The organism is Nocardioides sp. cx-169 (genome assembly GCF_021083605.1).
GTDB lineage: Bacteria > Actinomycetota > Actinomycetes > Propionibacteriales > Nocardioidaceae > Nocardioides.
On the sequence record NZ_JAJNRO010000008.1, the window covers coordinates 148,324 to 173,454 of the forward strand.

Annotated in this window: 26 protein-coding genes; 24 read left to right on the top strand and 2 right to left on the bottom strand. The window is 72.6% G+C overall.

Annotated features, from left to right (window positions below):
* The first annotated feature begins 1 nt into the window (after position 1).
* The 19 genes from LRP67_RS12890 (at position 2) to LRP67_RS12980 (ending at position 17,094) form a co-directional block, all read left to right on the top strand.
* Positions 2-529, top strand: a complete 528-nt coding sequence (locus tag LRP67_RS12890; RefSeq protein ID WP_231270567.1) for a hypothetical protein — start codon at positions 2-4, stop codon at positions 527-529.
* Positions 526-822, top strand: coding sequence for a DUF6167 family protein (locus LRP67_RS12895; RefSeq protein ID WP_231270568.1), 297 nt, complete (start codon positions 526-528; stop codon positions 820-822). The genes LRP67_RS12890 and LRP67_RS12895 overlap by 4 nt, the downstream gene beginning before the upstream one ends.
* Positions 822-3,509 (top strand): alanine--tRNA ligase, encoded by a 2,688-nt coding sequence (gene alaS / locus LRP67_RS12900; protein ID WP_231270569.1) that lies wholly within the window; start codon positions 822-824, stop codon positions 3,507-3,509. Before LRP67_RS12895 ends, alaS begins: the two co-directional genes overlap by 1 nt.
* On the top strand, positions 3,509-3,970 hold the full coding sequence (gene ruvX / locus LRP67_RS12905) for a Holliday junction resolvase RuvX (RefSeq protein ID WP_231270570.1): 462 nt from the start codon (positions 3,509-3,511) through the stop codon (positions 3,968-3,970). Before alaS ends, ruvX begins: the two co-directional genes overlap by 1 nt.
* Entirely contained in the window at positions 3,963-5,150 is a 1,188-nt protein-coding gene (gene mltG, locus LRP67_RS12910) for an endolytic transglycosylase MltG (protein ID WP_231270571.1), read from the top strand. The genes ruvX and mltG overlap by 8 nt, the downstream gene beginning before the upstream one ends.
* Positions 5,151-5,162: 12 nt before the next feature.
* On the top strand, positions 5,163-5,966 hold the full coding sequence (locus LRP67_RS12915; protein WP_231270572.1) for a shikimate dehydrogenase: 804 nt from the start codon (positions 5,163-5,165) through the stop codon (positions 5,964-5,966).
* On the top strand, positions 5,963-6,670 hold the full coding sequence (locus tag LRP67_RS12920; RefSeq protein ID WP_231270573.1) for an A24 family peptidase: 708 nt from the start codon (positions 5,963-5,965) through the stop codon (positions 6,668-6,670). Before LRP67_RS12915 ends, LRP67_RS12920 begins: the two co-directional genes overlap by 4 nt.
* A 40-nt stretch (positions 6,671-6,710) precedes the next feature.
* Positions 6,711-7,889 carry a chorismate synthase gene (gene aroC / locus LRP67_RS12925; protein WP_231270574.1) on the top strand — a complete coding sequence of 393 codons (1,179 nt, stop codon included), beginning with the start codon at positions 6,711-6,713 and terminating at the stop codon, positions 7,887-7,889.
* Between the two features lie 20 nt (positions 7,890-7,909).
* The gene (locus LRP67_RS12930; RefSeq protein WP_231270652.1) at positions 7,910-8,380 is read left to right on the top strand and encodes a shikimate kinase; all 471 of its coding nucleotides are present in this window, start codon (positions 7,910-7,912) and stop codon (positions 8,378-8,380) included.
* The gene (gene aroB, locus LRP67_RS12935; protein ID WP_231270575.1) at positions 8,377-9,489 is read left to right on the top strand and encodes a 3-dehydroquinate synthase; all 1,113 of its coding nucleotides are present in this window, start codon (positions 8,377-8,379) and stop codon (positions 9,487-9,489) included. Before LRP67_RS12930 ends, aroB begins: the two co-directional genes overlap by 4 nt.
* Entirely contained in the window at positions 9,486-9,914 is a 429-nt protein-coding gene (locus LRP67_RS12940) for a type II 3-dehydroquinate dehydratase (RefSeq protein ID WP_231270576.1), read from the top strand. The genes aroB and LRP67_RS12940 overlap by 4 nt, the downstream gene beginning before the upstream one ends.
* Before the next feature lie 120 nt (positions 9,915-10,034).
* Positions 10,035-10,598: an elongation factor P gene (gene efp, locus LRP67_RS12945; protein WP_231270577.1), complete on the top strand. Its 564-nt coding sequence runs from the start codon at positions 10,035-10,037 to the stop codon at positions 10,596-10,598.
* A gap of 13 nt (positions 10,599-10,611) precedes the next feature.
* Entirely contained in the window at positions 10,612-11,013 is a 402-nt protein-coding gene (nusB, locus tag LRP67_RS12950; RefSeq protein WP_231270578.1) for a transcription antitermination factor NusB, read from the top strand.
* Positions 11,014-11,026: 13 nt separating this feature from the next.
* Positions 11,027-11,818, top strand: a complete 792-nt coding sequence (locus LRP67_RS12955; protein ID WP_231270579.1) for a DUF1206 domain-containing protein — start codon at positions 11,027-11,029, stop codon at positions 11,816-11,818.
* A 27-nt stretch (positions 11,819-11,845) separates the two neighbouring features.
* Complete coding sequence (locus LRP67_RS12960) at positions 11,846-13,222, top strand: NAD(P)/FAD-dependent oxidoreductase (RefSeq protein ID WP_231270580.1); 1,377 nt, start codon at positions 11,846-11,848, stop codon at positions 13,220-13,222.
* A gap of 44 nt (positions 13,223-13,266) precedes the next feature.
* Positions 13,267-13,914 carry a hypothetical protein gene (locus LRP67_RS12965; RefSeq protein WP_231270581.1) on the top strand — a complete coding sequence of 216 codons (648 nt, stop codon included), beginning with the start codon at positions 13,267-13,269 and terminating at the stop codon, positions 13,912-13,914.
* Between the two features lie 49 nt (positions 13,915-13,963).
* Positions 13,964-15,409, top strand: a complete 1,446-nt coding sequence (locus LRP67_RS12970; RefSeq protein WP_231270582.1) for a hypothetical protein — start codon at positions 13,964-13,966, stop codon at positions 15,407-15,409.
* 79 nt (positions 15,410-15,488) lie between these two features.
* On the top strand, positions 15,489-16,499 hold the full coding sequence (locus LRP67_RS12975; RefSeq protein WP_231270583.1) for an NADPH:quinone reductase: 1,011 nt from the start codon (positions 15,489-15,491) through the stop codon (positions 16,497-16,499).
* 37 nt (positions 16,500-16,536) lie between these two features.
* Positions 16,537-17,094 carry a type 1 glutamine amidotransferase domain-containing protein gene (locus LRP67_RS12980; RefSeq protein ID WP_231270584.1) on the top strand — a complete coding sequence of 186 codons (558 nt, stop codon included), beginning with the start codon at positions 16,537-16,539 and terminating at the stop codon, positions 17,092-17,094.
* 4 nt (positions 17,095-17,098) lie between these two features.
* Here LRP67_RS12980 and LRP67_RS12985 read toward each other — a convergent pair whose 3' ends face one another.
* A complete protein-coding gene (locus LRP67_RS12985; protein WP_231270585.1) occupies positions 17,099-17,509 on the bottom strand; it encodes a TIGR03618 family F420-dependent PPOX class oxidoreductase in 411 nt (136 codons plus the stop codon).
* Positions 17,510-17,628: 119 nt separating this feature from the next.
* Here LRP67_RS12985 and pyrR point away from each other — a divergent pair, with 119 nt between their 5' ends.
* From pyrR to LRP67_RS13005, 4 genes are read left to right on the top strand one after another with little or no spacing between them, the layout of a single operon-like run.
* A complete protein-coding gene (gene pyrR / locus LRP67_RS12990) occupies positions 17,629-18,219 on the top strand; it encodes a bifunctional pyr operon transcriptional regulator/uracil phosphoribosyltransferase PyrR (protein ID WP_269217242.1) in 591 nt (196 codons plus the stop codon).
* Positions 18,216-19,184, top strand: a complete 969-nt coding sequence (locus LRP67_RS12995) for an aspartate carbamoyltransferase catalytic subunit (protein WP_231270586.1) — start codon at positions 18,216-18,218, stop codon at positions 19,182-19,184. Before pyrR ends, LRP67_RS12995 begins: the two co-directional genes overlap by 4 nt.
* On the top strand, positions 19,181-20,467 hold the full coding sequence (locus tag LRP67_RS13000) for a dihydroorotase (RefSeq protein WP_231270587.1): 1,287 nt from the start codon (positions 19,181-19,183) through the stop codon (positions 20,465-20,467). Before LRP67_RS12995 ends, LRP67_RS13000 begins: the two co-directional genes overlap by 4 nt.
* Before the next feature lie 43 nt (positions 20,468-20,510).
* Complete coding sequence (locus tag LRP67_RS13005; protein ID WP_231270588.1) at positions 20,511-21,500, top strand: LLM class flavin-dependent oxidoreductase; 990 nt, start codon at positions 20,511-20,513, stop codon at positions 21,498-21,500.
* A gap of 54 nt (positions 21,501-21,554) precedes the next feature.
* On the opposite strand, the gene LRP67_RS13010 is transcribed toward LRP67_RS13005, so the two are convergent.
* On the bottom strand, positions 21,555-23,756 hold the full coding sequence (locus tag LRP67_RS13010) for a DUF5979 domain-containing protein (RefSeq protein ID WP_231270589.1): 2,202 nt from the start codon (positions 23,754-23,756) through the stop codon (positions 21,555-21,557).
* A gap of 256 nt (positions 23,757-24,012) precedes the next feature.
* On the opposite strand from LRP67_RS13010, the gene carA reads away from it, so the two are divergent.
* A complete protein-coding gene (gene carA / locus LRP67_RS13015; protein ID WP_231270653.1) occupies positions 24,013-25,131 on the top strand; it encodes a glutamine-hydrolyzing carbamoyl-phosphate synthase small subunit in 1,119 nt (372 codons plus the stop codon).

A 25,131-nucleotide genomic window follows, 5' to 3' on the forward strand; every position in this document is an offset into this window, starting at 1 on the left:
TGTGAGCGAGGACTGGACCGTGCCGGCGTGGACCATCGTGTCCGCGCTCGTCGTCATGCTCCTGGTGGTCGGCGCCCTCGCCGTCGCCACCGTGCGCGGGCGTCGTCGCGCGGTCCGCGACCGCGCTGCGGCGCAGGCGGAGGCCGAGGCGCTGCGTGCACAGGTGGCGGAGATCGAGCGGCGGTTGGACACCGCGGTGGCCACCGCCCCCGTGACCGCGCCGCCCGACGACACCGACTACGTCATCACCCGGATCGGGGAGCCGGCGGCACTCCCCACAGCGGTGCCCGCCGTCGCCGCGCCGCTGTTCGCCGACCTGGTGCTGCGCGAGAGCGTCGTGCAGGCGGCGTCCCTGGTGTCGGGGCTGCGCCGAGCGCTCGCCCCCGAGGCGCGCCACCGGATTCGCTTCGAGATGAAGCGCGAGGTCAAGCGCTCGCGCAAGCAACGCCGCGCGGACCTCAAGGAGGCCAGGCGCGAGTGGGAGGCGCGTCAGCGCGCCGGCCTCGACACCGAGGAACCCGCAGCATGAGGCGCGGGCTCTGGTTCGTCGCGGGGGCCGGGGCCGGTGTCTACGCCATGGTGCGTGGCCGCCGCGCCGCGGAGGCCCTGACCGCCGACGGGCTGCGCGACCGGGTGGGTGCCGCGGTCGTGGGCGCCCGGATGTTCCGCGACGAGGTCGCCCAGGGCAAGGCGGACGCGGAGGCGGACCTGCGCGAGCGACTGGGCCTCGTGCCCCACGGGACCCCCGAGCTCACCGGCTCGGCACCGCACGACTCCACCACTCAGATCACCACCACCCAGGACAAGGAAGGCATCAGCTGATGGACACCGCGGAGATCCGCCGACGGTTCGTCGCTCACTTCGAGCGCAACGAGACCGTGGGGGCCCACCAGGCGGTGGCATCGGCGTCGCTCCTGCTCGACGACCCGAACCTGCTGTTCGTCAACGCCGGCATGGTGCCGTTCAAGCCGTACTTCCTCGGCCAGGAGACCCCGCCGTACGACCGCGCGGTCAGCGTCCAGAAGTGCGTGCGCACCCCGGACATCGAGGACGTCGGCAAGACCACCCGCCACGGCACCTTCTTCGAGATGTGCGGCAACTTCTCGTTCGGGGACTACTTCAAGGAGGGCGCCATCGAGCTCGCCTGGGACCTGGTCACCAAGTCCCAGGCCGACGGGGGCTTCGGCTTCGACGAGAGCGTGCTCTACCCCTCGGTGCTCGACGGCGACGAGGAGGCGGTGGCGCTGTGGAGGCGGATCACCGGCCTGCCCGACGACCGGATCGTGCGCCTGCCCCCCGCCGAGAACTACTGGAGCATGGGCGTGCCCGGGCCCGGCGGCCCGTGCAGCGAGATCCTCATCGACCGTGGCCCCGCCTACGGCGCGGAGCGCGACTGGGACGCCGGTGACCGGTACCTGGAGTTCTGGAACCTGGTCTTCATGCAGGACGAGCTCAGCGCCGTGCGCAGCAAGTCGGACTTCGACATCTCCGGCACCCTGCCGCGGAAGAACATCGACACCGGCATGGGCCTGGAGCGGGTCGCGTACCTGCTGCAGGGCAAGGACAACATGTACGAGATCGACGTCATGTTCCCGGTGATCGAGCGGGCCATGGCCCTGACCGGTCGCACCTACGGCACCAGCCACGAGGACGACGTCCGGTTCCGGGTCGTCGCCGACCACGTCCGCAGCTCGATGATGCTCATCGCCGACGGCGTCACGCCCGGCAACGAGGCGCGCGGCTACGTGCTGCGGCGGCTGCTGCGCCGCGCCGTACGGTCCATGCGGCTGCTCGGCTACGAGGACCCGGCGCTGCCCGAGCTGCTGCCGATCAGCCGGGACAAGATGGGGGAGACCTACACCGAGCTGCACCGGGACTGGGACCGCATCGCCCGTGTCGCGTACGCCGAGGAGGAGGCCTTCCGCAAGACGCTGCAGGCCGGCACCCAGATCTTCGACCTCGCCGCGGGCCAGGTGAAGGCCAGCGGCGCCACCACGCTGTCCGGAGACCGCGCCTTCGCGCTGCACGACACCTACGGGTTCCCGATCGACCTGACGCTGGAGATGGCCTCCGAGGCCGGGCTCAGCGTCGACGAGGCCGGCTTCCGAGCGCTCATGACCGAGCAGCGCGAGCGGGCCAAGGCAGACGCCCGCGCCAAGAAGGGCCAGCACGCGGACACGACGGTCTACCGCGGCATCCTCGACGCGCACGGCCCCACCGAGTGGCTCGCCTACGAGACCGACGAGACCGAGTCCAGCGCATTGGCGCTGCTCACGGGCGGCGCTCCGGCCACCTCGCTGGCGCAGGGTGAGGTGGGCGAGCTCGTGCTCGACCGCACCCCGTTCTACGCCGAGTCCGGCGGTCAGGTCGCCGACGCGGGCACCATCGAGTTCGACGGCGGTCGGCTGGAGGTGCTCGACGTGCAGCGCCCGGTGCGCGGGCTCGTCGTCCACCAGGTGCGCGTCGTGGACGGGGAGTTCACCCCCGGCTCGCTGCTGCACGCCAAGGTCGACCGCGACTGGCGCGTCGGGGCGCGGCAGGCGCACTCGGGCACCCACGTCGTGCACGCCGCGCTGCGCCAGGTGCTCGGCCCCAGCGCGCTCCAGTCGGGCTCCTACAACCGCCCGGGCTACCTGCGGCTGGACTTCGGCTGGACCTCCGGTCTCTCGCCGGCGCAGGTCCGCGACATCGAGCAGGTCTCCAACGAGGCGCTGCGCGCCGACCTGCCCGTGCACTGGCAGTACATGACCCTGCCCGAGGCCAAGGAGTGGGGCGCGATCGCGCTGTTCGGCGAGACCTACGACGACCAGAAGGTGCGCGTGGTCGAGATCGGCGGCCCCTGGTCGCGCGAGCTCTGCGGCGGCACCCACGTCTCCCACGCCTCGCAGATCGGCACCATCGTCGTCACCGGTGAGTCCTCGGTCGGCTCCGGCAACCGCCGCATCGAGGCCTTTACCGGCGTCGAGGGCTTCGCCTACCTCGCGCGTGAGCGCGACGTGGTCGACCAGCTGACCGGGCTGCTGAAGACGCAGCCCGACGACCTGGTGGGTCGCGTGAGCGACCTGGTCGAGCGCCTGCGCCAGGCCGAGAAGGAGCTGGAGCGGGGCCGGCTCGCCCAGCTGCTCGCCGGCGCCGGGCAGCTCGCGGCGTCCGCGACCAAGGTGGGCGACGTCAACGTCGTGGCCCAGCGCGCCGACGGTGCCGGCGGAGCGGACGTGCGCACGCTCGCCCTCGACGTCCGCAGCCGGATGAGCCCCTCGGAGCCCGGCGTCGTCGTGATCGTCGGCTCCACCGGCTCCGGGGCGGACGCCAAGGTCGCGGTCGTCGCCGCGGTCAACGACGAGGCCCGCTCGCGGGGGCTCTCGGCCAACGCGCTGGTGCGGGCCGTGGGGCCGCTGCTCGGCGGCAGGGGCGGCGGCAAGGACGACGTGGCCCAGGGCGGCGGCACCGATGCGTCGCGCATCGACGAGGCGCTGGCCCTGGTCCCGGTCGAGGTGGCTCGCAGCTGATGCGCTTCGGCGTACGGCTCGGAATCGACCCCGGGGACGCCCGGATCGGGGTGGCGCGCAGCGACCCCTCGGGCTTCCTGGCGACGCCGGTCGAGACGGTACGGCGCGGCAAGGGGGACCTGCGCCGGATCGCGCAGATCCTGGCCGAGGAGGAGGCCGTCGAGGTGGTCGTCGGGCTGCCCCGGTCGCTCTCCGGCGGCGAGGGGCCGGCGGCGGCCAAGGTGCGCGAGTTCGCGGCGCGCCTGGCCCGCACGGTAGCGCCCGTCCCCGTGCGGCTGTGCGACGAGAGGCTGACCACCGTGTCGGCGGAGGCTATGCTGCGCGACCGTGGCCAGAAGGGCCGCAAACGACGTGCCGTGGTGGACCAGGCGGCCGCCGTCCTGATCCTGCAGCACGCGCTCGACACCGAACGCGCCTCGGGGCTCGCACCGGGTGAGATCGTGGAGGAGACCCATGAGTGAGCCGATGAACCAGCCCGCGGCCGACCGGGCCGACGACCCCGACGAGGGCTCCTTCGTCGACGACGTCTACGAGCCCCGGCCGGGCGGCCGGCGCCGCAAGCGACGCGGCGTCTCGGGCTGCCTGCCCGTGCTGATCGTCCTGGCCGTGCTCGGCGGTCTGCTCTACGTCGGAGTCACCCAGGGCGTGGACTTCGTCAAGGACCAGTTCGGCGAGGCCGAGGACTACCCCGGCCCGGGCTCCGGGCAGGTGAGCTTCGAGGTCAGCTCCGGCGACACCGCGACCGACATCGGCCGCAACCTCAAGGACCAGGGCGTCGTGGCATCCGTGGACGCGTTCGTCAGCGCAGCAAACGCCGAGCCCAAGGCCGGCGGGATCCAGGTGGGCTTCTACGCGCTGAAGAAGGAGATGGCCGCCGAGGATGCGCTCGCGATCCTGATCCAGCCGGCCAACCTGGTCTCCAACGCCATCACCATCCCCGAAGGCCTGCGGGTCGTCGACATCCTCGACATCCTCGTGGAGAAGACCGACTTCAAGCGCGGCGCGTTCGTGAAGGCGCTGGCCCAGCCGGGCAAGCTCGGTCTGCCCGGCTACGCCGAGGGCGACCCGGAGGGCTACCTCTTCCCCTCGACGTACTCCTTCGGCCCCAAGGAGACTCCGGCCTCGATGCTCAAGGCCATGGTCGACCGGTGGAAGCAGGCCGCGGAGGACGCGAACCTCGAGTCGGCCGCCGCGGAGCTGGGGCTGACGCCGCACGAGCTCATGACCGTGGCCAGCCTGGTCGAGGCCGAGGGTCGAGGTGACGACATGCCCAGGATCGCGCGCGTGATCTACAACCGGCTGGCCGACCCGAGCGGGCCGACGGTCGGCAAGCTGCAGATCGACGCGACGGTCAACTACGCCCTGGACCGCTCGCTCGTGGCCATCCCGACGTCGGAGGACCTGAAGGTCGACTCGCCGTACAACACCTACGAGGTCGTCGGCCTGCCGCCGGGGCCGATCGAGGCGCCCGGCGACGCGGCGATCCAGGCGGCCAGCAAGCCCGCCGACGGAGACTGGCTGTTCTACGTGACCGTCGACCTGGAGACCGGCGAGACCAAGTTCACCGAGAGCTACGACGAGTTCCTGACCTACAAGCAGCAGCTGCGCGACTACTGCGCCAACGAGTCCGACCGCTGCTGAGCGGCCGCCGTCATGAGGTGTGCCGTCCTGGGCGACCCGATCGCCCACTCGCTGTCGCCGGTGCTGCACCGGGCCGGCTACGAGGCGCTCGGTCTCGACTGGACCTACGACGCGGTGCGGGTGGGGCTCGGCGAGCTAGCGGCGCAGCTGCGCCCGGAGGCGGGTTGGCGCGGGCTCTCGCTGACGATGCCGCTCAAGCGGGAGGCCATAGGACTGGCCGACGAGGTCACCGAGCGGGCGCGGCTGGTCGGTGCCGCCAACACCCTGGTGCTCGCCGGCGGCCGGATCTCGGCGGACAACACCGACCTGCCCGGCGCCGTAGCCGCCGTCCGTGAGCGGTACGCCGGTCCGGTGCGGGCCGGCACGGTGCTCGGCGGCGGCGCGACGGCGGCGTCGACGGGCCTGGCCCTGTGCGAGCTGGGAGCCGGCACGGTGACCGTCCTCGCCCGCTCGCCGGATCGGGCGCAAGAGACGCTCGACGCGATCGGCCGGCACCCGTCCGTCCCCGAGGTGCGGGTCGGCTCGCTCGACGACGTACCGACCGGTGACGTGCTGGTCTCGACCATCCCCGCCGGAGCTCAGACGCCGGAGCTCGTGGCGCGTGCCGCGGGGATCCCGGTGCTGTTCGAGGTGCTCTACGACCCGTGGCCGACCCCGATCGCGGCGAGCGCCGGGTCGCGACCGCTGGTCGGCGGCCTCGACCTGCTCGTGCACCAGGCCGCCGTGCAGTTCGAGCTCTTCACCGGCCGACCGGCCCCGCTCGACGCGATGCGGGCCGCGGGAGAGCGGGAGCTGGGTCAGCGGTCCAGCGCGTGAGCGAGGTCCCCGACGGCCTGCTCCTGGCGATGGCCGCCTGCGGTGTCCTCGGGCTGCTCGTGCCGGGCCTGGTGCGGCGGGTGCCCGAGCCGGTGGTCGCCGAGGACGGGGCGCCGCCCAAGGAGACCTACGCGGCGGTCGCCGAGCGCCCCGGCCTGGCCGGCAGGGCCGCGCTCGCCTGCGCCGTCGCGGGTGCGGTGATCGGGGCGGCGGTGGGCGCGCAGTGGCCGCTGCTCTACCTCGTGCCGCTGGTCCCGATCGGCGTCGCGCTGGCGGTCATCGACTGGCGCACGCGGCTGCTCCCCACGCGGGTGATCGCGCCGACGTACGTCCTCACCGTCGCGCTCGTCGTGGTCGTCACCGCCGTCACCGGGGACGTGGACGACCTGGCGCGGGCCGGCTGGGGCTGGGCCATCAGCGGCGGCTCGTTCTTCCTGCTGTGGTTCGTGCAACCGCGCGGGCTCGGCTACGGCGACGTGCGGCTCTCGGGTGTCCTCGGGATCGCGCTGGGCTACCTGGGCTGGGGCGAGCTGGTCGTCGGGATGTACGCCGGCTTCCTTCTCGGCGGGGTCGGCGGGGGCCTGCTGGCGCTGCTGCGGGTGGTGGAGCGCCGGGCCGTCCCGTTCGGGCCGTTCATGCTCGTGGGCGCCCTCGTCGGCGTCGGCGTGGGCGAGCGGGTGCTCCGGAGTCTCGTCGGGGGGTGACCGGCGCGAGCGCGGGGATCGTCAATGAAAGACTGGCCCCATGCTGCGTTGGCTCACCGCGGGCGAGTCCCACGGCCCCTCCCTGGTCGCGATCCTCGAGGGGCTGCCCGCCCATGTCCGGGTGACCTCCGACGACATCGCCGACTCCCTGGCCCGGCGACGCCTCGGCTACGGCCGCGGCGCCCGGATGAAGTTCGAGCAGGACCAGGTCACGCTCACCGGAGGGGTGCGCCACGGGCTCACCCAGGGCGGTCCGGTCGCGCTGCAGGTGGGCAACACCGAGTGGCCCAAATGGGAGAAGGTCATGTCCGCGGACCCGGTGGACCCCGTCGAGCTCGAGGCCATGGCCCGCAACGCCCCGCTGACCCGGCCTCGCCCCGGCCACGCCGACCTGGCCGGCATGCAGAAGTACGACTTCGACGATGCTCGCCCGATCCTGGAGCGGGCCTCCGCCCGCGAGACCGCGGCGCGCGTGGCGCTCGGCCGGGTCGCGAGCAACTTCCTCGAGCAGGCCACGGGCGCCCGCATCGTCTCGCACGTCATCGAGCTCGGCGGCGTCCGCGCCCCCGACGGGCTGTGGCCCGAGGCCGACGACGTGGCCCGCCTCGACGAGGACCCGGTGCGCTGCCTGGATCCCGAGACGTCCGCCGGCATGGTGGCCGCCATCGACCAAGCCCACAAGGACGGCGACACGCTCGGCGGGGTCGTCGAGGTCGTCGTGCACGGGCTGCCGCCGGGCCTCGGCTCGCATGTGCACTGGGACCGCCGTCTCGACTCCCGCCTGGCCGGGGCGCTCATGGGCATCCAGGCGATCAAGGGCGTCGAGGTCGGGGACGGTTTCGCGCTCGCGGCCACGCCGGGCTCGCTCGCCCACGACGAGATCGTGCCGACCGACGAGGGCATCAGGCGTACGTCGGGCCGCTCCGGCGGCACCGAGGGCGGCATGACCACCGGCGAGGTGCTGCGCGTGCGCGCGGCGATGAAGCCGATCGCCACCGTGCCGCGGGCGCTGCGCACCGTCGACGTCGCGACCGGGGAGGCGTCCGTGGCGCACCACCAGCGCTCCGACGTGTGCGCCGTCCCCGCCGCGGGGATCGTCGCGGAGGCCATGGTGGCGCTGGTGCTGGCCGACGCCGTCGTGGAGAAGTTCGGCGGCGACTCGGTGCAGGAGACCCGCCGCAACGTCGCGAGCTACCTCGACACGCTGAGGTTCCGGTGAGCGTCGTCCTGGTCGGGCCCATGGGGTCGGGCAAGTCGACCGTCGCGCCCCTGCTCGCCGAGGCGCTCGGGGTGACCGTCCGCGACGTCGACTCCGAGATCGAGGCCCGCGAAGGGCGCTCGATCTCCGACATCTTCGTCGACTCCGGTGAGGATCACTTCCGTGAGCTCGAGCGGGCCGCCGTCCGGGAGGTGCTGGCCGAGCACGACGGCGTCGTGTCGCTCGGCGGGGGAGCGGTGCTCGACCCCGAGACGCGCGAGCTGCTGGCCGACCACCGGGTCGTCTTCCTGCGGGTCGGGCTGGCCGAGGCCGTCAAACGTGTGGGCCTCGGCACCGGACGCCCGCTGCTGCTCGGCAACGTCCGCTCGCGGATCAAGGCGCTGCTCGACGAGCGCGCGCCGGTCTACGCCGCCGTCGCCGACCTCACCGTCGACACCGACGAGCGAACTCCCGAGGACATCGTCGCCGAGATCGAGAAGGCCCTGCCATGAGCGCCACCACCAGTGACCGTGTCCTCCACGTCGGCGGCGCCTCGCCGTACGACGTCGTGGTCGGCGCGAACCTCGCCGGACGGCTCCCCGCCATCCTGGGCGAGGACGTGCAGCGGGTCGCCCTGCTCTGCGCCGGGGAGCTCGTCGAGCAGGCGCAGCCGGTGCTCGACGCGCTGCGCGAGGAGTACGACGTGCTCGTGCTCGGCCTGCCGCAGGGGGAGCGCGCCAAGACCGCCTCGGTCGCCAACGACTGCTGGGAGGCTCTCGGCGAGGCCGGCTTCACTCGCTCGGACGCGGTGGTCACCTTCGGCGGCGGCGCCACGACCGACCTCGGCGGCTTTGTGGCCGCGAGCTGGCTGCGCGGGGTCCGCGTCGTCCACGTGCCCACCACGCTCCTGGCGATGGTCGACGCCGCCGTCGGCGGCAAGACCGGCATCAACACCGGCGCCGGCAAGAATCTGGTCGGCGCCTTCCACGAGCCGGCCGGCGTCCTGTGCGACCTGCGGCTCCTGGAGTCGCTGCCGCGCGAGGAGCTCGTCGCCGGGCTGGGTGAGGTGGTCAAGTGCGGCTTCATCGCCGACCCCGAGATCCTGCGGCTGGTGGAGGCGACCGACCCGGCGGCGCTGACGCCCGGCTCCGAGGTGCTGCGCGAGCTGGTCGAGCGGGCGATCGCGGTGAAGATCGACATCGTCGTCGCCGACCTGCGCGAGACCGGCGGCACCGGAGGCCACCCGGGGCGCGAGGCGCTCAACTACGGGCACACCCTCGCGCACGCCATCGAGCGGGCCGAGGACTACGCCATCCGGCACGGCGAGGCCGTCGCGATCGGCTGCGTCTACGTCGCCGAGCTCGCCCGCGCCGCGGGGCTCCTGGCGCCCGAAGTGGCAGACCGCCACCACACCGCCTTCGCGCGGGTCGGGCTGCCCACGACCTATGGTGGCGGCGACTTCGACGAGCTCCTGGCCACCATGGCGGTCGACAAGAAGTCGCGCGGCTCGCAGCTGCGGTTCGTCGTGCTCGAGGATGTCGGGCGGCCGGTCGTGTTGGCCGGCCCGTCGGAGAAGGACCTGCGCGCGGCCTACGACGTGGTCGCCGGGGGCCGGTCGTGAGGACGCTGGTGCTCAACGGCCCCAACCTGGGACGGCTGGGCCGGCGGCAGCCCGAGATCTACGGCACCACCACGCACGCCCAGCTGGCCGAGCAGTGCGTGGCCTGGGGCGCGGCGCTCGGCCTGGACGTCGAGGTCCGCCAGACCAACCACGAGGGCGTGATGCTCGACTGGCTCAACGCGGCGGCCGACGAGGAGGACGCCGTCGTCCTCAATGCCGCCGCGTGGACGCACTACTCATACGCGATCCTCGACGCGTGCGCCCAGCTCACCGCCCCGCTCGTCGAGGTGCACATCTCCGACCCGCACCAGCGACCCGAGCAGTTCCGGCACACGTCGGTGGTGACTGCCTACGCGGTGGAGGTCATCGCGGGGCACGGGGTGGACGGCTACCGCCTCGCGCTCGAGCGGGTCGCGCGCGGCTGAGCGGATGGAGGGCGGGGCTCCGATAGGAGGCGTGGTGGCGAAGCACTAGACTCGTCGGCTGTTGCCCGCGAGATCTCCGGGCGGCGTACCGAACCCCCGAGCGAAGGCTGACACGCGCGCATGGCATCGACCAACGACCTCAAGAACGGCATGGTGCTCAACATCGACGGTCAGCTGTGGGCTGTCGTCGACTTCCAGCACGTGAAGCCGGGCAAGGGCCCCGCGTTCGTGCGGACCAAGCTCCGCAACGTCGAGTCGGGCAAGAACGTCGACAAGACCTTCAACGCCGGCACCAAGGTCGAGACCGCCACGGTCGACCGCCGCACGATGCAGTACCTCTACAACGACGGCACGTCGTTCGTGTTCATGGACACCGGCACCTACGACCAGATCGAGGTCTCGCCCGAGGTGCTGGGCGACGGCGCCAACTTCCTCCTGGAGAACCAGGAGGCCATCGTGGCGACCAACGAGGGCCGGGTGCTCTTCGTCGAGCTGCCCGCGTCGGTCGAGCTCGTCATCACGTTCACCGAGCCCGGCCTCGCCGGCGACAGCGCGACCGGCCGCACCAAGCCCGCGACGCTCGAGACCGGCCACGAGATCCAGGTCCCGCTCTTCATCAACCAGGGCGAGAAGGTCAAGGTCGACACCCGCGACTCGTCGTACCTGGGTCGCGTCAAGTCCTGATGGCGGTCGTCTGATGGGGGCCCGCTCCAAGGCCCGCAAGCGCGCCCTCGACCTGCTGTACGCCTCGGAGATGCGTGGGGAGTCGCCCACCGAGGCGCTCGACCGCGCCATCGCCGACGGCGAAGGCCCGACCAACGACTACACCGCCACCCTGGTGCGCGGCGTGGTGGCGCATCAGAGCGAGATCGACGAGCTGCTGTCGACGTACTCGGAGGCCTGGACGCTGGAGCGGATGCCGGCCGTCGACCGCAACGTCCTGCGTCTCGGAGTCTGGGAGATGCTGTACGCCGAGGACGTGCCGGACACCGTCGCGGTCTCCGAGGCGATGGCGCTGGTCCGTGAGCTCTCGACCGACGAGTCCCCGCCGTTCGTCAACGGGATCCTGGGCGCTATTCAACGCAGCCGGTCGGCCTGACATGCTGCGGTCCATGAACGCCGATCGACACGACGCCATGGACACTGCGGGACGCATCGGGCTGGTCGCCTACGGGGTGGTCCACCTCATGGTCGGCTGGCTGGCGCTGCAGCTCGCCTTCGGTGACCGCTCGGGCGAGGCCTCGAGCAGCGGCGCCGTGCAGGAGCTGTCGGAGCAGCCGCTGGGCGGCTTCCTGGTCTGGGCGGTGGCGATCGGGATGTTCCTGCTGGCCATATGGCGGATCCTCGACGGGATCCTCGGGCATGCCACCGACGACGACTCCGACCGCCTCAAGGCCGGGGCGGTGGGGGTCGGCAAGGCCATCTTGTACATCGCCGTGGGCGTCAGCGCGGTCCGGGTGGCCACCGGCTCGGGCGGCGGCAAGGGCGGTGGGACCGAGTCGATCACCGCCAAGGTCATGGATGTCACCGGGGGGCAGCTGCTCGTCGGCGCCGCCGGCGTCGCCGTCATCGGCTACGGCGCCTGGCTGATCTACACGGCCTGGTCGGAGCGCTTCTTGAAGAAGATCGACGGCGAGGACCAGGCCGGCAACACCGGCACGGCGTTCAAGTGGTTCGGCAAGTCCGGCTACGCCGCCAAGGGGGTCGCGATCGGCGTGGTCGGCGGGCTCTTCGTCTACGCCGCCGCCACGCACGAGCCCCAGAAGTCCGGCGGCCTGGACCAGGCCCTGGTCGAGGTGCTGGACCAGCCGTTCGGGCCGGTGCTGCTCACGCTCGTGGCCCTCGGCATCGTCGCCTACGGGCTCTTCGCGTTCGCGCGGGCCAAGCAGGACTCGCCCAGCTGACGTTGACCCGCATGGCAGGCTGAGCGCATGGCTGCCACCGAGGTCGATGTCGTCGTGCTCGGGCTCGGGCCCGGCGGGGAGTACGCCGCCCAGAAGCTCGCCGAGGCGGGCCTGCGGGTCGTAGGTGTCGACAAGGGGTTGGTCGGCGGGGAGTGCCCGTTCTACGGCTGCATCCCCTCGAAGATGATGATCCGCGCCGCGGACTCGCTCGCCGAGGCGCGGCGTGCCGTCACCCTCGGGGGCGAGGTCGACGTGACGCCGGACTGGCGGCTGGTCGCGGAGCGCATCGACAAGCAGGCCACCAACCACTGGGACGACAGCTCCCACGTCGAGCGCCTGACCGACGCCGGCGTCGAGATCCTGCGCGGCACCGGGCGGCTGGACGGCCCCGGCCGGGTGCTGGTCGCGGGCACCGACGGGTCCGCGCACGAGCTGGTGGCCACGCGAGGGGTGATCCTGAACGCCGGCACGGTGCCGGCGACGCTGCCCATCGCCGGCCTCGAGGGCACGCCGTACTGGACCAACCGGGAGGTCGTGCGGCTCGCTGAGCTGCCGGAGTCGATGGTCGTCATCGGGGCCGGGCCGATCGGGTGCGAGCTGACCCAGGCCTTCGCGCGCTTCGGCGTGCGGGTCACGCTGCTGGAGGTGGGTGACCGGATCCTGGGTCCCGAGGAGCCCGAGAGCAGCGAGGTCGTGCACGGCGTCCTCACCGCCGAGGGCGTGGACGTGCGTGCGGGAGTGCGGATCGAGGGCGTCGCCCACGACGGCGGCTTCCGGGTCACGCTCGCCGACGGCGAGGTCGTGAGCGCCGACCAGCTGCTCGTGGCCGCCGGCAGGCGCACCCAGCTCAGCGGGATCGGCCTGGCGAGCGTCGGCCTCGCCGACGACCTCAAGGTCGTCGAGACCGACGAGCGGCTGCGGGCGGGGGAGCGGCTGTGGGCGGTGGGCGACATCACCGGCAAGGGCCAGTTCACGCACGTGTCGATGTACCAGGCCGCCGTCGTGGTGCGCGACATCCTCGGCGAGGACGGTCCCTGGGCCGACTACCGCGCCGTCAGCAGGGTGACCTTCACCGACCCCGAGGTCGGCTCCGTCGGGATGACCGAGCGCCAGGCCCGCGAGGCAGGGCTGAACGTGGTCGTCAGCGTGGCGCAGATCCCCGAGTCCAGCCGCGGCTGGATCCACCAGGTCGGCAACGAGGGCATCATCAAGCTGGTCGGCGACGCCGACCGGCGGGTGCTCGTCGGCGCCTCCTCCGTGGCCCCGTACGGCGGCGAGGTGCTGGGTCTCCTGGCGGCGGCCGTGCACGCCGAGATCCCGCTCGCGACGCTGCGCACGATGCACTTCGCCTACCCGACCTTCCACCGCGCCATCGAGGTCGCGCTCGCGGGGCTGGACAGCTGAGGCCCCCGTGGTTTGAGGGGCGGTCGGGTGGACACACTTCGCCCATGACCTCGACGTGGCGCGCCCTTGCCTCGGGCCTCGCCCTGGCGCTCTCCGTCAGCTCCTGCAGCAGCGACGCGGGGGACCCCGAGGCCGCGCCCGAAGCGCCGCAGCCGCCGTCCCCGAGCAGCGAGGCGGCACCGTGCACGGTCGCGGGCTTCACCCCCGCGGAGAAGACCGTGCTCCACCGGCGGAGCGCCGTCGTGCTCTACGCCGCGACCCACGAGATGTCGCCCGGCACCGCCGCCTCGGGCAAGGAGATGCTCAGCCGCTACGACCTGGCCCCCGTGCGGGTGACCTCCTCGTCGGGCGAGGTCCCCGAGGAGCTGCGCCGCGCGGTGCTCGGCACGGCGGGTCCGGCCTGGCCGAGGTCCGGCCCACCACAGGAGTCGGGGCCCTTCCCCTACGACGTCAGCAACGACACGGCGAACCAGTTCCGACGGTTCGTGCGGTACCAGGGGGCCAGCGCGCTCCACGGCTCCTGGTCCGCGACGCGGTGCGGTGCGCCGTACAACGACGGCAGCCAGGTCGTGCGGCTGACCGGGAAGTTCAGCACCGTGTCGGTCCCTCGGCGGCCGCGCACCTACGTGTGCGGATCCGTGCCGAGGGACGAGTACGACGACCGCGCCGAGACGCATGCCTGCCGGCTCTGACCCCACCCAGCCTCACCCGAGACCCCTCGGCCCGAAACGGAGGAACCAGATGACCCAGCAGGACCCGCCGGTCCCGGAGGACTACGACATCTCCGACACCAGCGACCGTCTGTACACGCCCGAGGAGCTGACCGCCTACGCCGCGCAGCAGGACGCCGCGCCGCCGCCCGCGGTCCACGGCGACCCGCTGACGGACCCGCTCACCGACCCGCTGCCGGCCTATCCCACCGGGCCCCCGCCCGCCGCGCCGCCGCCGATGCCGCCCACCCCGAGTGCGCCGGCGGCACCGTCGGGGCCGCCGAGCCCGCCGGCGGTGTCCGCGTCCCTGGCCGCCCCCACGGTGGGACCGCCGCCCGGCGCCGCCCCGCCGCCGCCGCCGCCGGCCGCGCCGTTCGCCGCTGCGCCTGCGGCACCCGAGCGCCCACCGGCCCCGGCTGCCCCGCCGGCCCCGCCTGCCCCGCCGGCGGGACACCACAGCGCGCCTTCTGCTCCCGCCGTGGACTCGACCGCGGGAGCCGCAGAGCCGGCGCCCGACCTCAGCGACCCGGAGGTGCGCCGGTTCATGACGGCCACCGACTTCCTGGACCGCCGCGACAGCGAGAAGGAGCACGGCCCGGCCACGTGGGGCTGGCGCGGCCGCATGCGCCGGTGGACCGGCGGCCTGATCGCGCCGAAGATGGGCCCGGACGAGCTCGAGTACGAGGAGAGCCGCCGCGCCATCCAGCGCGACTTCGACGGCCCGCGCACGATCGCGTTCATCAACCCCAAGGGCGGTGCGGCCAAGACCACCGGCGTGCTGGCGGCCGGCTACACCTTCGGGACCGTGCGCGGTGGCGGCGTCGTAGCGTGGGACAACAACGAGACCCGCGGCACCCTCGGCATCCGCGGCACCCGCAGCTCGCACCGCAACACCACCCGCGAGCTGCTCGAGGACCTGGAGCGGTTCAGCGACGTCTACCAGTCGCGCATCGGCGACCTGGGGGCGTTCGTGCGCTCCCAGGGCGACGCGCACTTCGACGTGCTGGCCTCCGACGAGCGCCCCGACGTCACCGGGACCATCCGAGCCGACGACTTCAACGCCGTGCACCGCCTGCTGGAGCGCTTCTACCGCGTGATCCTGGTCGACACCGGCAACAACATGCGCGCCGAGAACTGGCTGGCCTCGGCCGACGCCGCGGACCTGCTCGTCGTCACCAGCACGGTGCGCGAGGACACCGGCTACAGCGGCCTGTGGATGCTCGACGCACTCCAGGACGCGGGCATGCAGAATCTGAAGTACAAGGCCGTCACGGTGCTCTCGGACCCCTCTCCGCAGGTCGACAGCAAGCTCGCGCACGACCTCGTGCAGGTCTACGAGCAGCGCACCCGCGCGGTCTACCGGGTGCCGTACGACTCCGCCCTCGTCGCCGGCTCGGTCGTGCCCTACGCCCAGCTGTCCGAGGCCACCAAGATGTCATGGCTCAAGGCCTGCGCCGGCATGGCGGCCGCTCTCTGACGCCGGCCCGTCAGAACTCTCTGACGGGTCAGCGGGGACAGCGGGGAACATCGGGGGAGCTTGAGGACTTGGGGTGAACATGCGCGCAGTCGTCTACACCGAGACCGGTCCCTCCTCCGTCCTGCACCTCGTCGAGCGACCGGTGCCCGAGCCGGGGCCGGGTGAGGTACGGGTGCGTCTGGTCCGCGCCGGCGTCAACCCGACGGACTGGAAGTTCCGCACCGGTGCGTCGCTGGGCTACGAGGAGGTCGCACCGGGGCAGGACGGGGCGGGCATCGTCGATGCCGTGGGTGAGGGAGTCGACGGGCTGGCCGTCGGGGACCGGGTGTGGCTGGTGCTCGCCCAGTACGGCCGCCCCTACGGCACGGCCGTCGAGCTGACCGTCCAGCCGGCCGAGCTCGTCGTACCACTCCCCGACACAGCCAGCTTCGACCTCGGCGCGAGCCTCGGCGTGCCCGCCGTGACGGCCCACCGTGCGCTGACCTCGATGCAGTTCGGGCCGAGGCGGCTCGGGCCGGGGGCGCTCGAGGGTCGCACGGTGCTGGTGGCCGGGGGAGCCGGCGCGGTGGGCAACGCGGCGATCCAGCTGGCGCGGTGGTCCGGCGCCCGCGTCGTGACGACCGTCAGCAGCGACGAGAAGGCCGCGCTCGCAACCGCGGCGGGGGCCGACCACGTCGTCAACTACCGCACCGGTGACGCGGAGCGGGAGATCCTCGCGTTCGCCCCCGACGGCGTCGACCTGGCCGTCGAGGTGGCCCCGGCGCAGAACAACCCCCTCGACCTGGCCGTCGTGCGCAACCACGGCACGGTGGCGATCTACGCCGACAACGGCGGGAAGACGTTCGACATCGAGATCCGGCCGACGTTCTCGCGCAACCTGAGCTACCAGTTCCTGCTGCTCTACACCCTGGACCGCGAGCTGGTCCGTGCCGCGGCCGAGGACATCGGCAACGCGGTCGGTGCCGGTGCGCTGCGCGTCGGCGAGGACGCCGGGGTGCCGCTGCACCACTTCGCGCTCGAGGACACCGCGGCCGCGCACGACGCGGTCGAGGCCGGCGTGGTCGGCAAGGTGCTGATCGACGTCGGGTGAGGGTCATGTGGTGGCTGGGGGCTGGGTACCGGAAGCCATGACCGCAGACCTGACAGGCAAGAAGATCGCGTTCCTGCTGGACAACTCCGGTGTCGAGCAGCCTGAGCTGACCACCCCCTGGGAGGCGTTCCGCGCCGCCGGCGCCGAGACCACGCTCATCGCGCCGGAGGCGGGGAAGGTCCAGGCGTTCACCAACGACGTCGAGGAGGCCGACACCTTCGAGGCCGAGCTCGCGGTGAGCGACGCGGACGCCGACGACTACGACGCCCTGGTGCTCCCCGGCGGCACCACCAACGCCGACGCCCTGCGCCTGGACACCGACGCGGTGGCGTTCGTGAAGGCGTTCGCCGACGACGGCAAGCCGATCGCCGCCATCTGCCACGGGCCATGGGCCCTCGTCGAGGCCGACGTGCTCGACGGCAAGCGGCTGACGTCGTACCCCTCGCTGCAGACCGACATCCGCAACGCCGGCGGCTCCTGGGTCGACGAGGAGGCCGTGGTCTCGACGGAGAACGAGTGGACCCTGGTCACGAGCCGCAACCCCGACGATCTCGACGCCTTCGTCGACGCGGCCTCCCAGGCCTTCGCCGACTGACGGGTCAGTCGGTGCGGGCGGCGCCCCAGCCGTGCCAGCGGTCGACCCGCATCCAGGCGCTGACGCGCGGGCTCTCGCGGTCCGGGTACGGCGAACGGCCGTAGTGGGTGCTGAGCCGGTCGATGTCGGCCAGGTCCTCGTCGTCCTTGAACTCGACCACGGTGCCGAGCAGAGAGACGTGGGTGTACCAGTTGTCGGCGGCCAGGATCGTGAGCGAGACGCGCGGGTCGGTGCGCAGGTGGTTGAGGCGGACCCGGGTGTGGTCCATGTTGAGCAGCACCCGGTCGTCGTCCTCGAGCAGGTACCAGGTCGCCACCGAGACCGGCTGGCCGTCGGATCGCAGCGTGGCGACCACGGCGGGGTTGGGCTGTCGGAGCAGATCGCGCACGGCGTCGGGGAAGGGCAGGGTTGCCACGAGAACCTCCTGAGGTGGGGAGATCCAACGTAACCGCCGCTGACACGGTAGGGTGAAGCCCGATCGACATCCTTTAACGAGCCGTCCGGTGAGGCGGAGAAGGAGGTCAAGCGCAGCTCGTGTGTGCCCAGCCTGCAGGACAGCCCGCCCCCGCCGAGACCACCGGCCGCGTGGTTCTCGACGCCCGTGACATCGCCCGGGCGCTGACCCGGATCTCGCACGAGATCCTCGAACGCAACAAGGGCGCGGGCGACCTCGTGCTCCTGGGTATCCCGCGCCGCGGTGTGCCCCTCGCCGTGCGGATCGCCGAGCGGATCTCGGCCGTCGAGGGCCTCGAGGTCCCCGTCGGCTCCCTCGACGTCACGATGTACCGCGACGACCTGCGGATGAAGCCCGCCCGGGCGCTGCTGCCCACCGAGATCCCCCAGGGCGGGATCGACGGCAAGGTCGTCGTCCTGGTCGACGACGTGCTGTTCTCCGGCCGCACCATCCGCGCGGCCCTCGACGCGCTCAACGACGTGGGCCGCCCCGAGGCGGTCCGGCTCGCGGTCCTGGTCGACCGCGGCCACCGCGAGCTGCCGATCCGCGCCGACTTCGTCGGCAAGAACCTTCCCACCTCGCTCGTGGAGCGGGTCAGCGTCCGTCTGGCCGAGACCGACGAGGTCGACGCGGTCTCCATCGACGCCCCCACCGAAGGGAGCCCCGCATGAAGCGTCACCTGCTGAGCGCGGCCGATCTGACCCGCGACGACGCCGAGCTGGTCCTGCAGACGGCCGAGGAGATGCGCTCGCTCGCCAACCGCCCCATCAAGAAGCTCCCGGCGCTGCGCGGCCGCACCGTGGTCAACCTGTTCTTCGAGGACTCCACGCGCACCCGCATCTCGTTCGAGGCAGCGGCCAAGAGGCTCAGCGCGGATGTCATCAACTTCTCCGCCAAGGGCTCCAGCCTGTCGAAGGGCGAGAGCCTCAAGGACACCGCGCTGACCCTGGAGGCGATGGGCGCCGACGCCGTCGTCGTACGCCACGGCGCCAGCGGGGCGCCCCACCGGCTCGCGCACTCGGGTTGGGTGCACTCCAGCGTCGTCAACGCCGGTGACGGCACCCACGAGCACCCCACACAGGCCCTGCTGGACGCGTTCACCATGTGGCGCCACCTCGCCAAGGACGGCGGCGGTCTCGACGGGCGCCGGGTCGCGATCGTGGGCGACGTGCTGCACAGTCGGGTGGCGCGCTCCAACGCGCTGCTGCTGCAGACCCTCGGTGCCGAGGTCACGCTGGTCGCCCCGCCGACGCTGCTGCCGGTCGGCATCGACACGTGGGGCGTCGAGACCTCCTACGACCTCGACGCGGTGATCCCGAAGGCCGACGTGGTGATGATGCTGCGCGTGCAGCGCGAGCGGATGAACGCCTCGTTCTTCCCGACGGCGCGCGAGTACTCCCGCCGATACGGTCTCGACGGCAAGCGCATGCGCACGCTGCAGGACCACACGATCGTGATGCATCCCGGCCCCATGGTGCGCGGCATGGAGATCACCGCCGACGTGGCCGACTCCGACCGCTCGGTGATCGTCGAGCAGGTGACCAACGGCGTCGCCGTCCGGATGGCCGTCCTCTACCTCCTGCTCAGTGGCGCCGAGGGCGTCACGGGCGTCGACGAAAGCGAGAACGACGCGTGAGCGCGTACCTGATCCAGAACGTCTCCATCCTCGGGGCCGAGCCGACCGACCTGCTGCTGGACGCAGGTGTGGTCGCCGCGATCGGCGCCGAGGCGTCCTCGCCCGAGGCCGAGGTGATCGACGCCGCCGGGCTGATCGCCCTGCCGGGTCTCGTGGACCTGCACACGCACCTGCGCGAGCCGGGTCGCGAGGACGCGGAGACCGTGGAGTCCGGCACTCAGGCCGCGGCGCTCGGCGGCTTCACCGCCGTGCACGCGATGGCCAACACCGAGCCGGTCGCCGACACCGCCGGGGTCGTGGAGCAGGTGTGGCGGCTGGGCCGCGAGGCCGGCTACTGCGACGTCTACCCGATCGGCGCGGTCACCGTCGGCCTGGCGGGGGAGCAGCTCGCCGAGCTGGGAGCGATGGCCGACTCGGCCGCGCGGGTCCGGGTCTTCTCCGACGATGGCAAGTGCGTCAGCGACGCGGTGCTGATGCGCCGGGCACTGGAGTACGTCAAGGCGTTCGACGGCGTCATCGCCCAGCATGCGCAGGAGCCGCGCCTGACCGAGGGCGCTCAGATGAACGAGGGGGAGCTGTCCGGGCGACTGGGCCTGACCGGCTGGCCGGCCGTCGCCGAGGAGGCGATCATCGCCCGCGACTGCCTGCTCGCCGCGCACGTCGGCTCCCGGCTGCATGTCTGCCACGTCTCCACCGCCGGCTCGGTCGAGATCGTGCGCGAGGCCAAGCGCAAGGGCTGGGACGTCACCGCCGAGGCCTGCCCCCACCACCTGCTGCTGACCGACGACCTGGCCGAGACCTACGACCCGATCTACAAGGTCAACCCGCCGCTGCGCAGCACCGCCGACACCGAGGCGCTGCGTGCCGGACTGGCCGACGGCACGATCGACATCGTCGCCACCGACCACGCCCCGCACCCCCACGAGGACAAGGACTGCGAGTGGGCGGCGGCGGCGTTCGGCATGCTCGGCCTCGAGACCGCGCTGTCGATCGTGCAGGAGACGATGGTCGACCCCGGCCTGCTCGACTGGGCCGGCGTCGCCGAGCGGATGTCGTACGCCCCGGCGCGCATCGGCCGGGTGGCCGACCACGGCCGCCCGATCGAGGTCGGCGCCCCGGCCAACGTGGTGCTGTACGACCCCGCCGCCCGCCGCACCATCGAGGCGTCGGCGTCGGCGTCGCTCAGCCGCAACACGCCGTACGCCGGCATGGAGCTGCCCGGCCGGGTGGTCGCGACCTTCCTGCGCGGCAAGGCCACGGTCCTGGACGGCAAGCTCGCCTGAGCGCCGCGGGAAGGGAACCGGCGCTCCCGGTGTTCGGGCCAGCATGAGCCTCACCCTGTCCGTCCTCGACCTGGCCCCCATCGCGAAGGGGGAGAGCGCCCGCAGCAGCATCGCGGCCAGCGTCGCCCTCGCCCAACAGGCGGAGGCGAGCGGCTACCGCCGGGTCTGGTACGCCGAGCACCACAACATGCCGCGCATCGCGTCCTCCGCGACCAGCGTGCTGATCGCCCACGTCGGCGCGCACACCTCGTCGATCCGCCTCGGCGCCGGCGGAGTCATGCTGCCGAACCACGCGCCGCTGACCATCGCCGAGCAGTTCGGCACTCTGGAGGCGATGTATCCCGGCCGGATCGACCTGGGCCTGGGCCGAGCGCCCGGCTCGGACCAGAACACCATGTACGCCCTGCGCCGCGACCCGGCGTCCTCCGACCGGTTCCCCGAGGACGTCCTGGAGCTGCAGGGCTACCTCACGGGGCAGTCGCGGGTGCCGGGGGTGCAAGCGGTTCCGGGCCGCGGCTCGCATGTGCCGCTCTACATCCTCGGCTCGTCCATGTTCGGCGCCCACCTCGCCGCGCAGCTCGGGCTGCCCTACGCCTTCGCCAGCCACTTCGCGCCGCAGGCGCTGGAGGCCGCCGTCGCGGCGTACCGCCGGGAGTTCCGGCCCTCCGCCCAGCTCGAGGCTCCGTACGTCGTGGCGGGCGTCACCGTGATCGCCGCCGACACCACCGAGCAGGCGCACGAGCACCACGTCGCGATGCGGCGCTCGATGGCGGTCGGGCTTTTCGGCGGGGGCGAGGACCTCTCCGACGTCGAGGCCGACGTGCTGCTGCGCCGGGGCGCCGACACGCACGTGGATCAGATGTTCACCTACGCCGCGATCGGTACGGCGGACCAGATCGGCGGCTACCTGCGCGCCTTCGCCGCCCGGGTCGGCGCCGACGAGCTGATCACCGCTCACCAGGCCCCGACCACCGAGGCCCGGCTGCGCTCCGTGGAGCTGACGGCACAGGCGATGGCGACCGCGGGGGTCTGACCGACCGAGTCCCCAGGGGCGGCGCCGGGGGCGGTCGGCCAAGCCAGGCCGTGCCTATCTCTGCCGGCCGACCGGCTTGGCGACCACCACCTGGTACTTGGTGTAGTGGAAGCGCCCGTTGTCGTAGACGACCCGGTCGGTGCAGCTGATCAGCACCAGCCGGTGGGTGCCGGTGGTGGTGAAGAACCGCTGCGGCAGGCGCCGCGTCCGCTCGAATCTGGCGGTGCTGCTCACCTTGTATCGGTGGGTCGTTCCGTTCTTCACCACGGTGACGACCTGACCCACCTTGGCTCGACTCAGACCCCACAGCGCACCCGGCCGGTCCTGGCGGTCGGACACGTGACCGGCCACCACCGCAGCGCCGATCCGGTCACCGGGCGCCGCCGACCTGCGCAGCCAGCTGGTGACGCCCACGTTCCCGGGTAGGCGCATCAGTCCACGCCGGATCACAGTGGGCGTGACGGTGGCACGGAGGCCGATCCCCGGGGCCCGGATGATCGTCGGCGCCAGGCGCGCGGACCACGTGTCGGAGCGGGGCAGGAAGCCGGAGAACCCGCCGTTGACCACCGGAGCCCGGTACGGCGCCTTCGCGACCGTCGTGGTCTCCGCGGCCACGCCGCACGGCGTCCTCGTGGCACCGTTCGCCGTGGTCGACCGCGTGCTGACCCGCCAGGTGTAGACACCGGGTGCGCGCACCCGCACGGTCGGCGTCCGGGACCACCCGGCGCCCGCGCGCCAGGTGACCGTGCGCGCCAGGGTCCCCGGCCGGCAGGTCGCCGCGGACAGGGAGGCGAACGGGCCGTAGAGACGGGCCGTCGCCGGCACTGTCGTCCCCCGAGCGAGACCGGTCAGGCGGACCCGGTCGTAGAGAGGCTCACCCGGCCTGACCCGTTTGTCGGAGGTGCGGCTCCGGATGCTCGGTTGGGCCTGGTAGGCGTTGCGGACCGCTACCGGGACGGCCGCGGGTTCGGCGATCGTCACGTTCCTCGGCTCGATGGAGCTCGCGGTGAGGTTGACCCGGCGATTCTCGCCGTTGCGCGGTTCGGTGATCCTGCAGGAGGCCCCGGCGGGCAGCCCGGTGAGCGCGACGGTCCGGGAGCCGGCGCGGGTGCGAGCAGGGATCGTGACCCGCCGCTCGACCGGCGTGCCCCCGTCGGCCCTGGTGCACACGACGCGGATGACCACCGGGTCCTGCAGCCCGGCGCCCGCACCACTGATCGTCTTGGTGACGTCGATGCCTCCGACGGCGAAGGGGGTGATCCGCACCCCGGCGACGACCTCGATGTTGGCCGACTGCGCGAGGATCAGACTCTGGGCGTCCGACCTATTGGGAATGCCGCCGTCGTAGACGTAGACGGTGCTCTCCGGGACCGTCAGCTCGCGTTCGAGGGCGAAGCCCTGAGGCGTGTCGGGGCTGACCGTGCGGACCCAGAGCCGCGCACCGGCGGGGACCGTGTCTCCCGCCGCCAGCTGCTGGGTGCCCGCGGCGTCGCTGAAGACCTCCACCCCTTCGAGGCGCAGCGTCGAGGGGCCGTCCGCGGTGACCGTGAACGGACCGACCAGCTCGCCGGTCGACGGGGCCGACGCGGACGCCGGCGAGACGCTCAGTGCCGGTGGTGGGGGCTCGCTCTCCGGCCCGTTCGCGAGGGCGTCGTCGACGATGGCCGACGTGAGGGCGTACAGCTGTGGCTCCTCGGTGGGATCGAGCACCAGGTTGTCGCTGAAGTACCAGATCGCGGCCTGCACCGCGGCGGACTTGACGTTGTTGGGGACGCCCGCGGGCAGCGGCTGGGTCGGGTAGTAGCGCGCCAGGAGGTAGCCCATGTAGCCGAGGTTGCGGACGTTGGTCTCGTCCCAGGTGCCACGCTCGTAGGTGACACCGGCCTGGGTGGAGGTGAACGCGTCGATGCAGTAGGTCAGGACCGTCTCCCCGTCGGCGTCGCGCGTCGGGATGAGCCCCAGGTAGGAGCCCTCCGTCCTGGGCGTCGACCCGGGGGGCAGCGTCAGCGGGTACCCGTTGAGCGGGTCGAAGCCGTCCGGGGCGAAGTAGGCCCTGGTGCCGATCACGCCCTGCGACCCGGTGATGGGCAGGATCTGCAGCTCGGTGAACGCCGAGCGCGCCGGCGGGGTCGGGTCCCCCCCGAGGATCGGGTCGGCTTGTGCCGGGGGCCCCACCACCAGGAGGACGCTGGTCAGGGTCAGCACGACGGCGACGAGCAGCGCCCTCGCCGACCGGGTCTTCAGGATCGAGCTCACGACGTCCACCTCCCGAGAGCGGCGGGGCAGGACCTGCTTCAAGGCCGCTCTGCACCTCCGCTCAACAAGCGTTACACCCGGTTCCTGTCACCGGCAAGGGCCATGCGGGTGCCCTCGCCAGGGCGCGGGCCCGACGTCGGGCCGACACGCCGCTGATAGGGTCGCGGGGTTCGAACATCCTTTAACGATCCGTCCCGCGAGGCGGAGAAGGAGGTACGGCGTGCCAGTGCATGCCCAGACCCAGCCGCGTCCTGCGATGCTCGTCCTCGAGGACGGCCGCACCTTCCACGGGGACGCCTACGGCGCCGTGGGCGAGACGTTCGGCGAGGCCGTCTTCAACACCGGTATGACCGGCTACCAGGAGACCCTGACCGACCCGTCCTACCACCGCCAGGTCGTGGTGATGACGGCTCCGCACATCGGCAACACCGGGGTCAACGACGAGGACCAGGAGTCCTCCCGGATCTGGGTCGCCGGGTACGTCGTGCGCGACCCCGCGCGGATCCCCAGCAACCACCGCTCGCGCCGCAGCCTCGACGACGAGCTGCGCGCGCAGGGGGTCGTCGGCATCTCCGGCGTCGACACCCGCGCGCTGACCCGCCACCTGCGCGAGCGCGGCGCCATGCGCGTCGGCATCTCCTCGACCGAGACCACCCCCGCGGCGCTCCTCGACCGGGTCAGGGGCGCCGAGCAGATGAGCGGCACCGAGCTGGCCGGGGAGGTCTCGACGAAGACCGCCTACGTCGTCCCCGCGCAGGGCGAGAGGCGGTTCACCGTGGCCGCCCTGGACCTCGGCATCAAGACCATGACGCCCTACCGCATGGCCGAGCGCGGCATCGAGGTGCACGTCCTGCCGGCGACCTCCACCCTGGACGACGTCCTCGCCGTGCAGCCCGACGGCCTCTTCTACTCCAACGGTCCCGGCGACCCGGCCGCCACGACCCACCAGATCGAGGTGCTGCAGGGAGCGCTGGCCCAGGACCTGCCCTACTTCGGCATCTGCTTCGGCAACCAGCTCTTCGGCCGCGCGCTCGGCTTCGACACCTACAAGCTGACCTACGGCCACCGTGGCATCAACCAGCCGGTCATGGATCGCACGACCGGCAAGGTCGAGGTCACCGCGCACAACCACGGGTTCGCGGTCCAATGGCCGGGGGAGGTGCCGCTGGACGACGGTGTCCAGACGCCGTACGGCGAGGCGACGGTCAGCCACGTGTGTCTCAACGACGACGTGGTCGAGGGTCTCGAGCTGCGCACGCCCACCGGCGAGCTGAAGAGCTTCTCCGTGCAGTACCACCCCGAGGCGGCCGCGGGCCCGCACGACGCGGCCTACCTCTTCGACCGGTTCGTCGAGCTCATGAACAAGGAGGCCTGA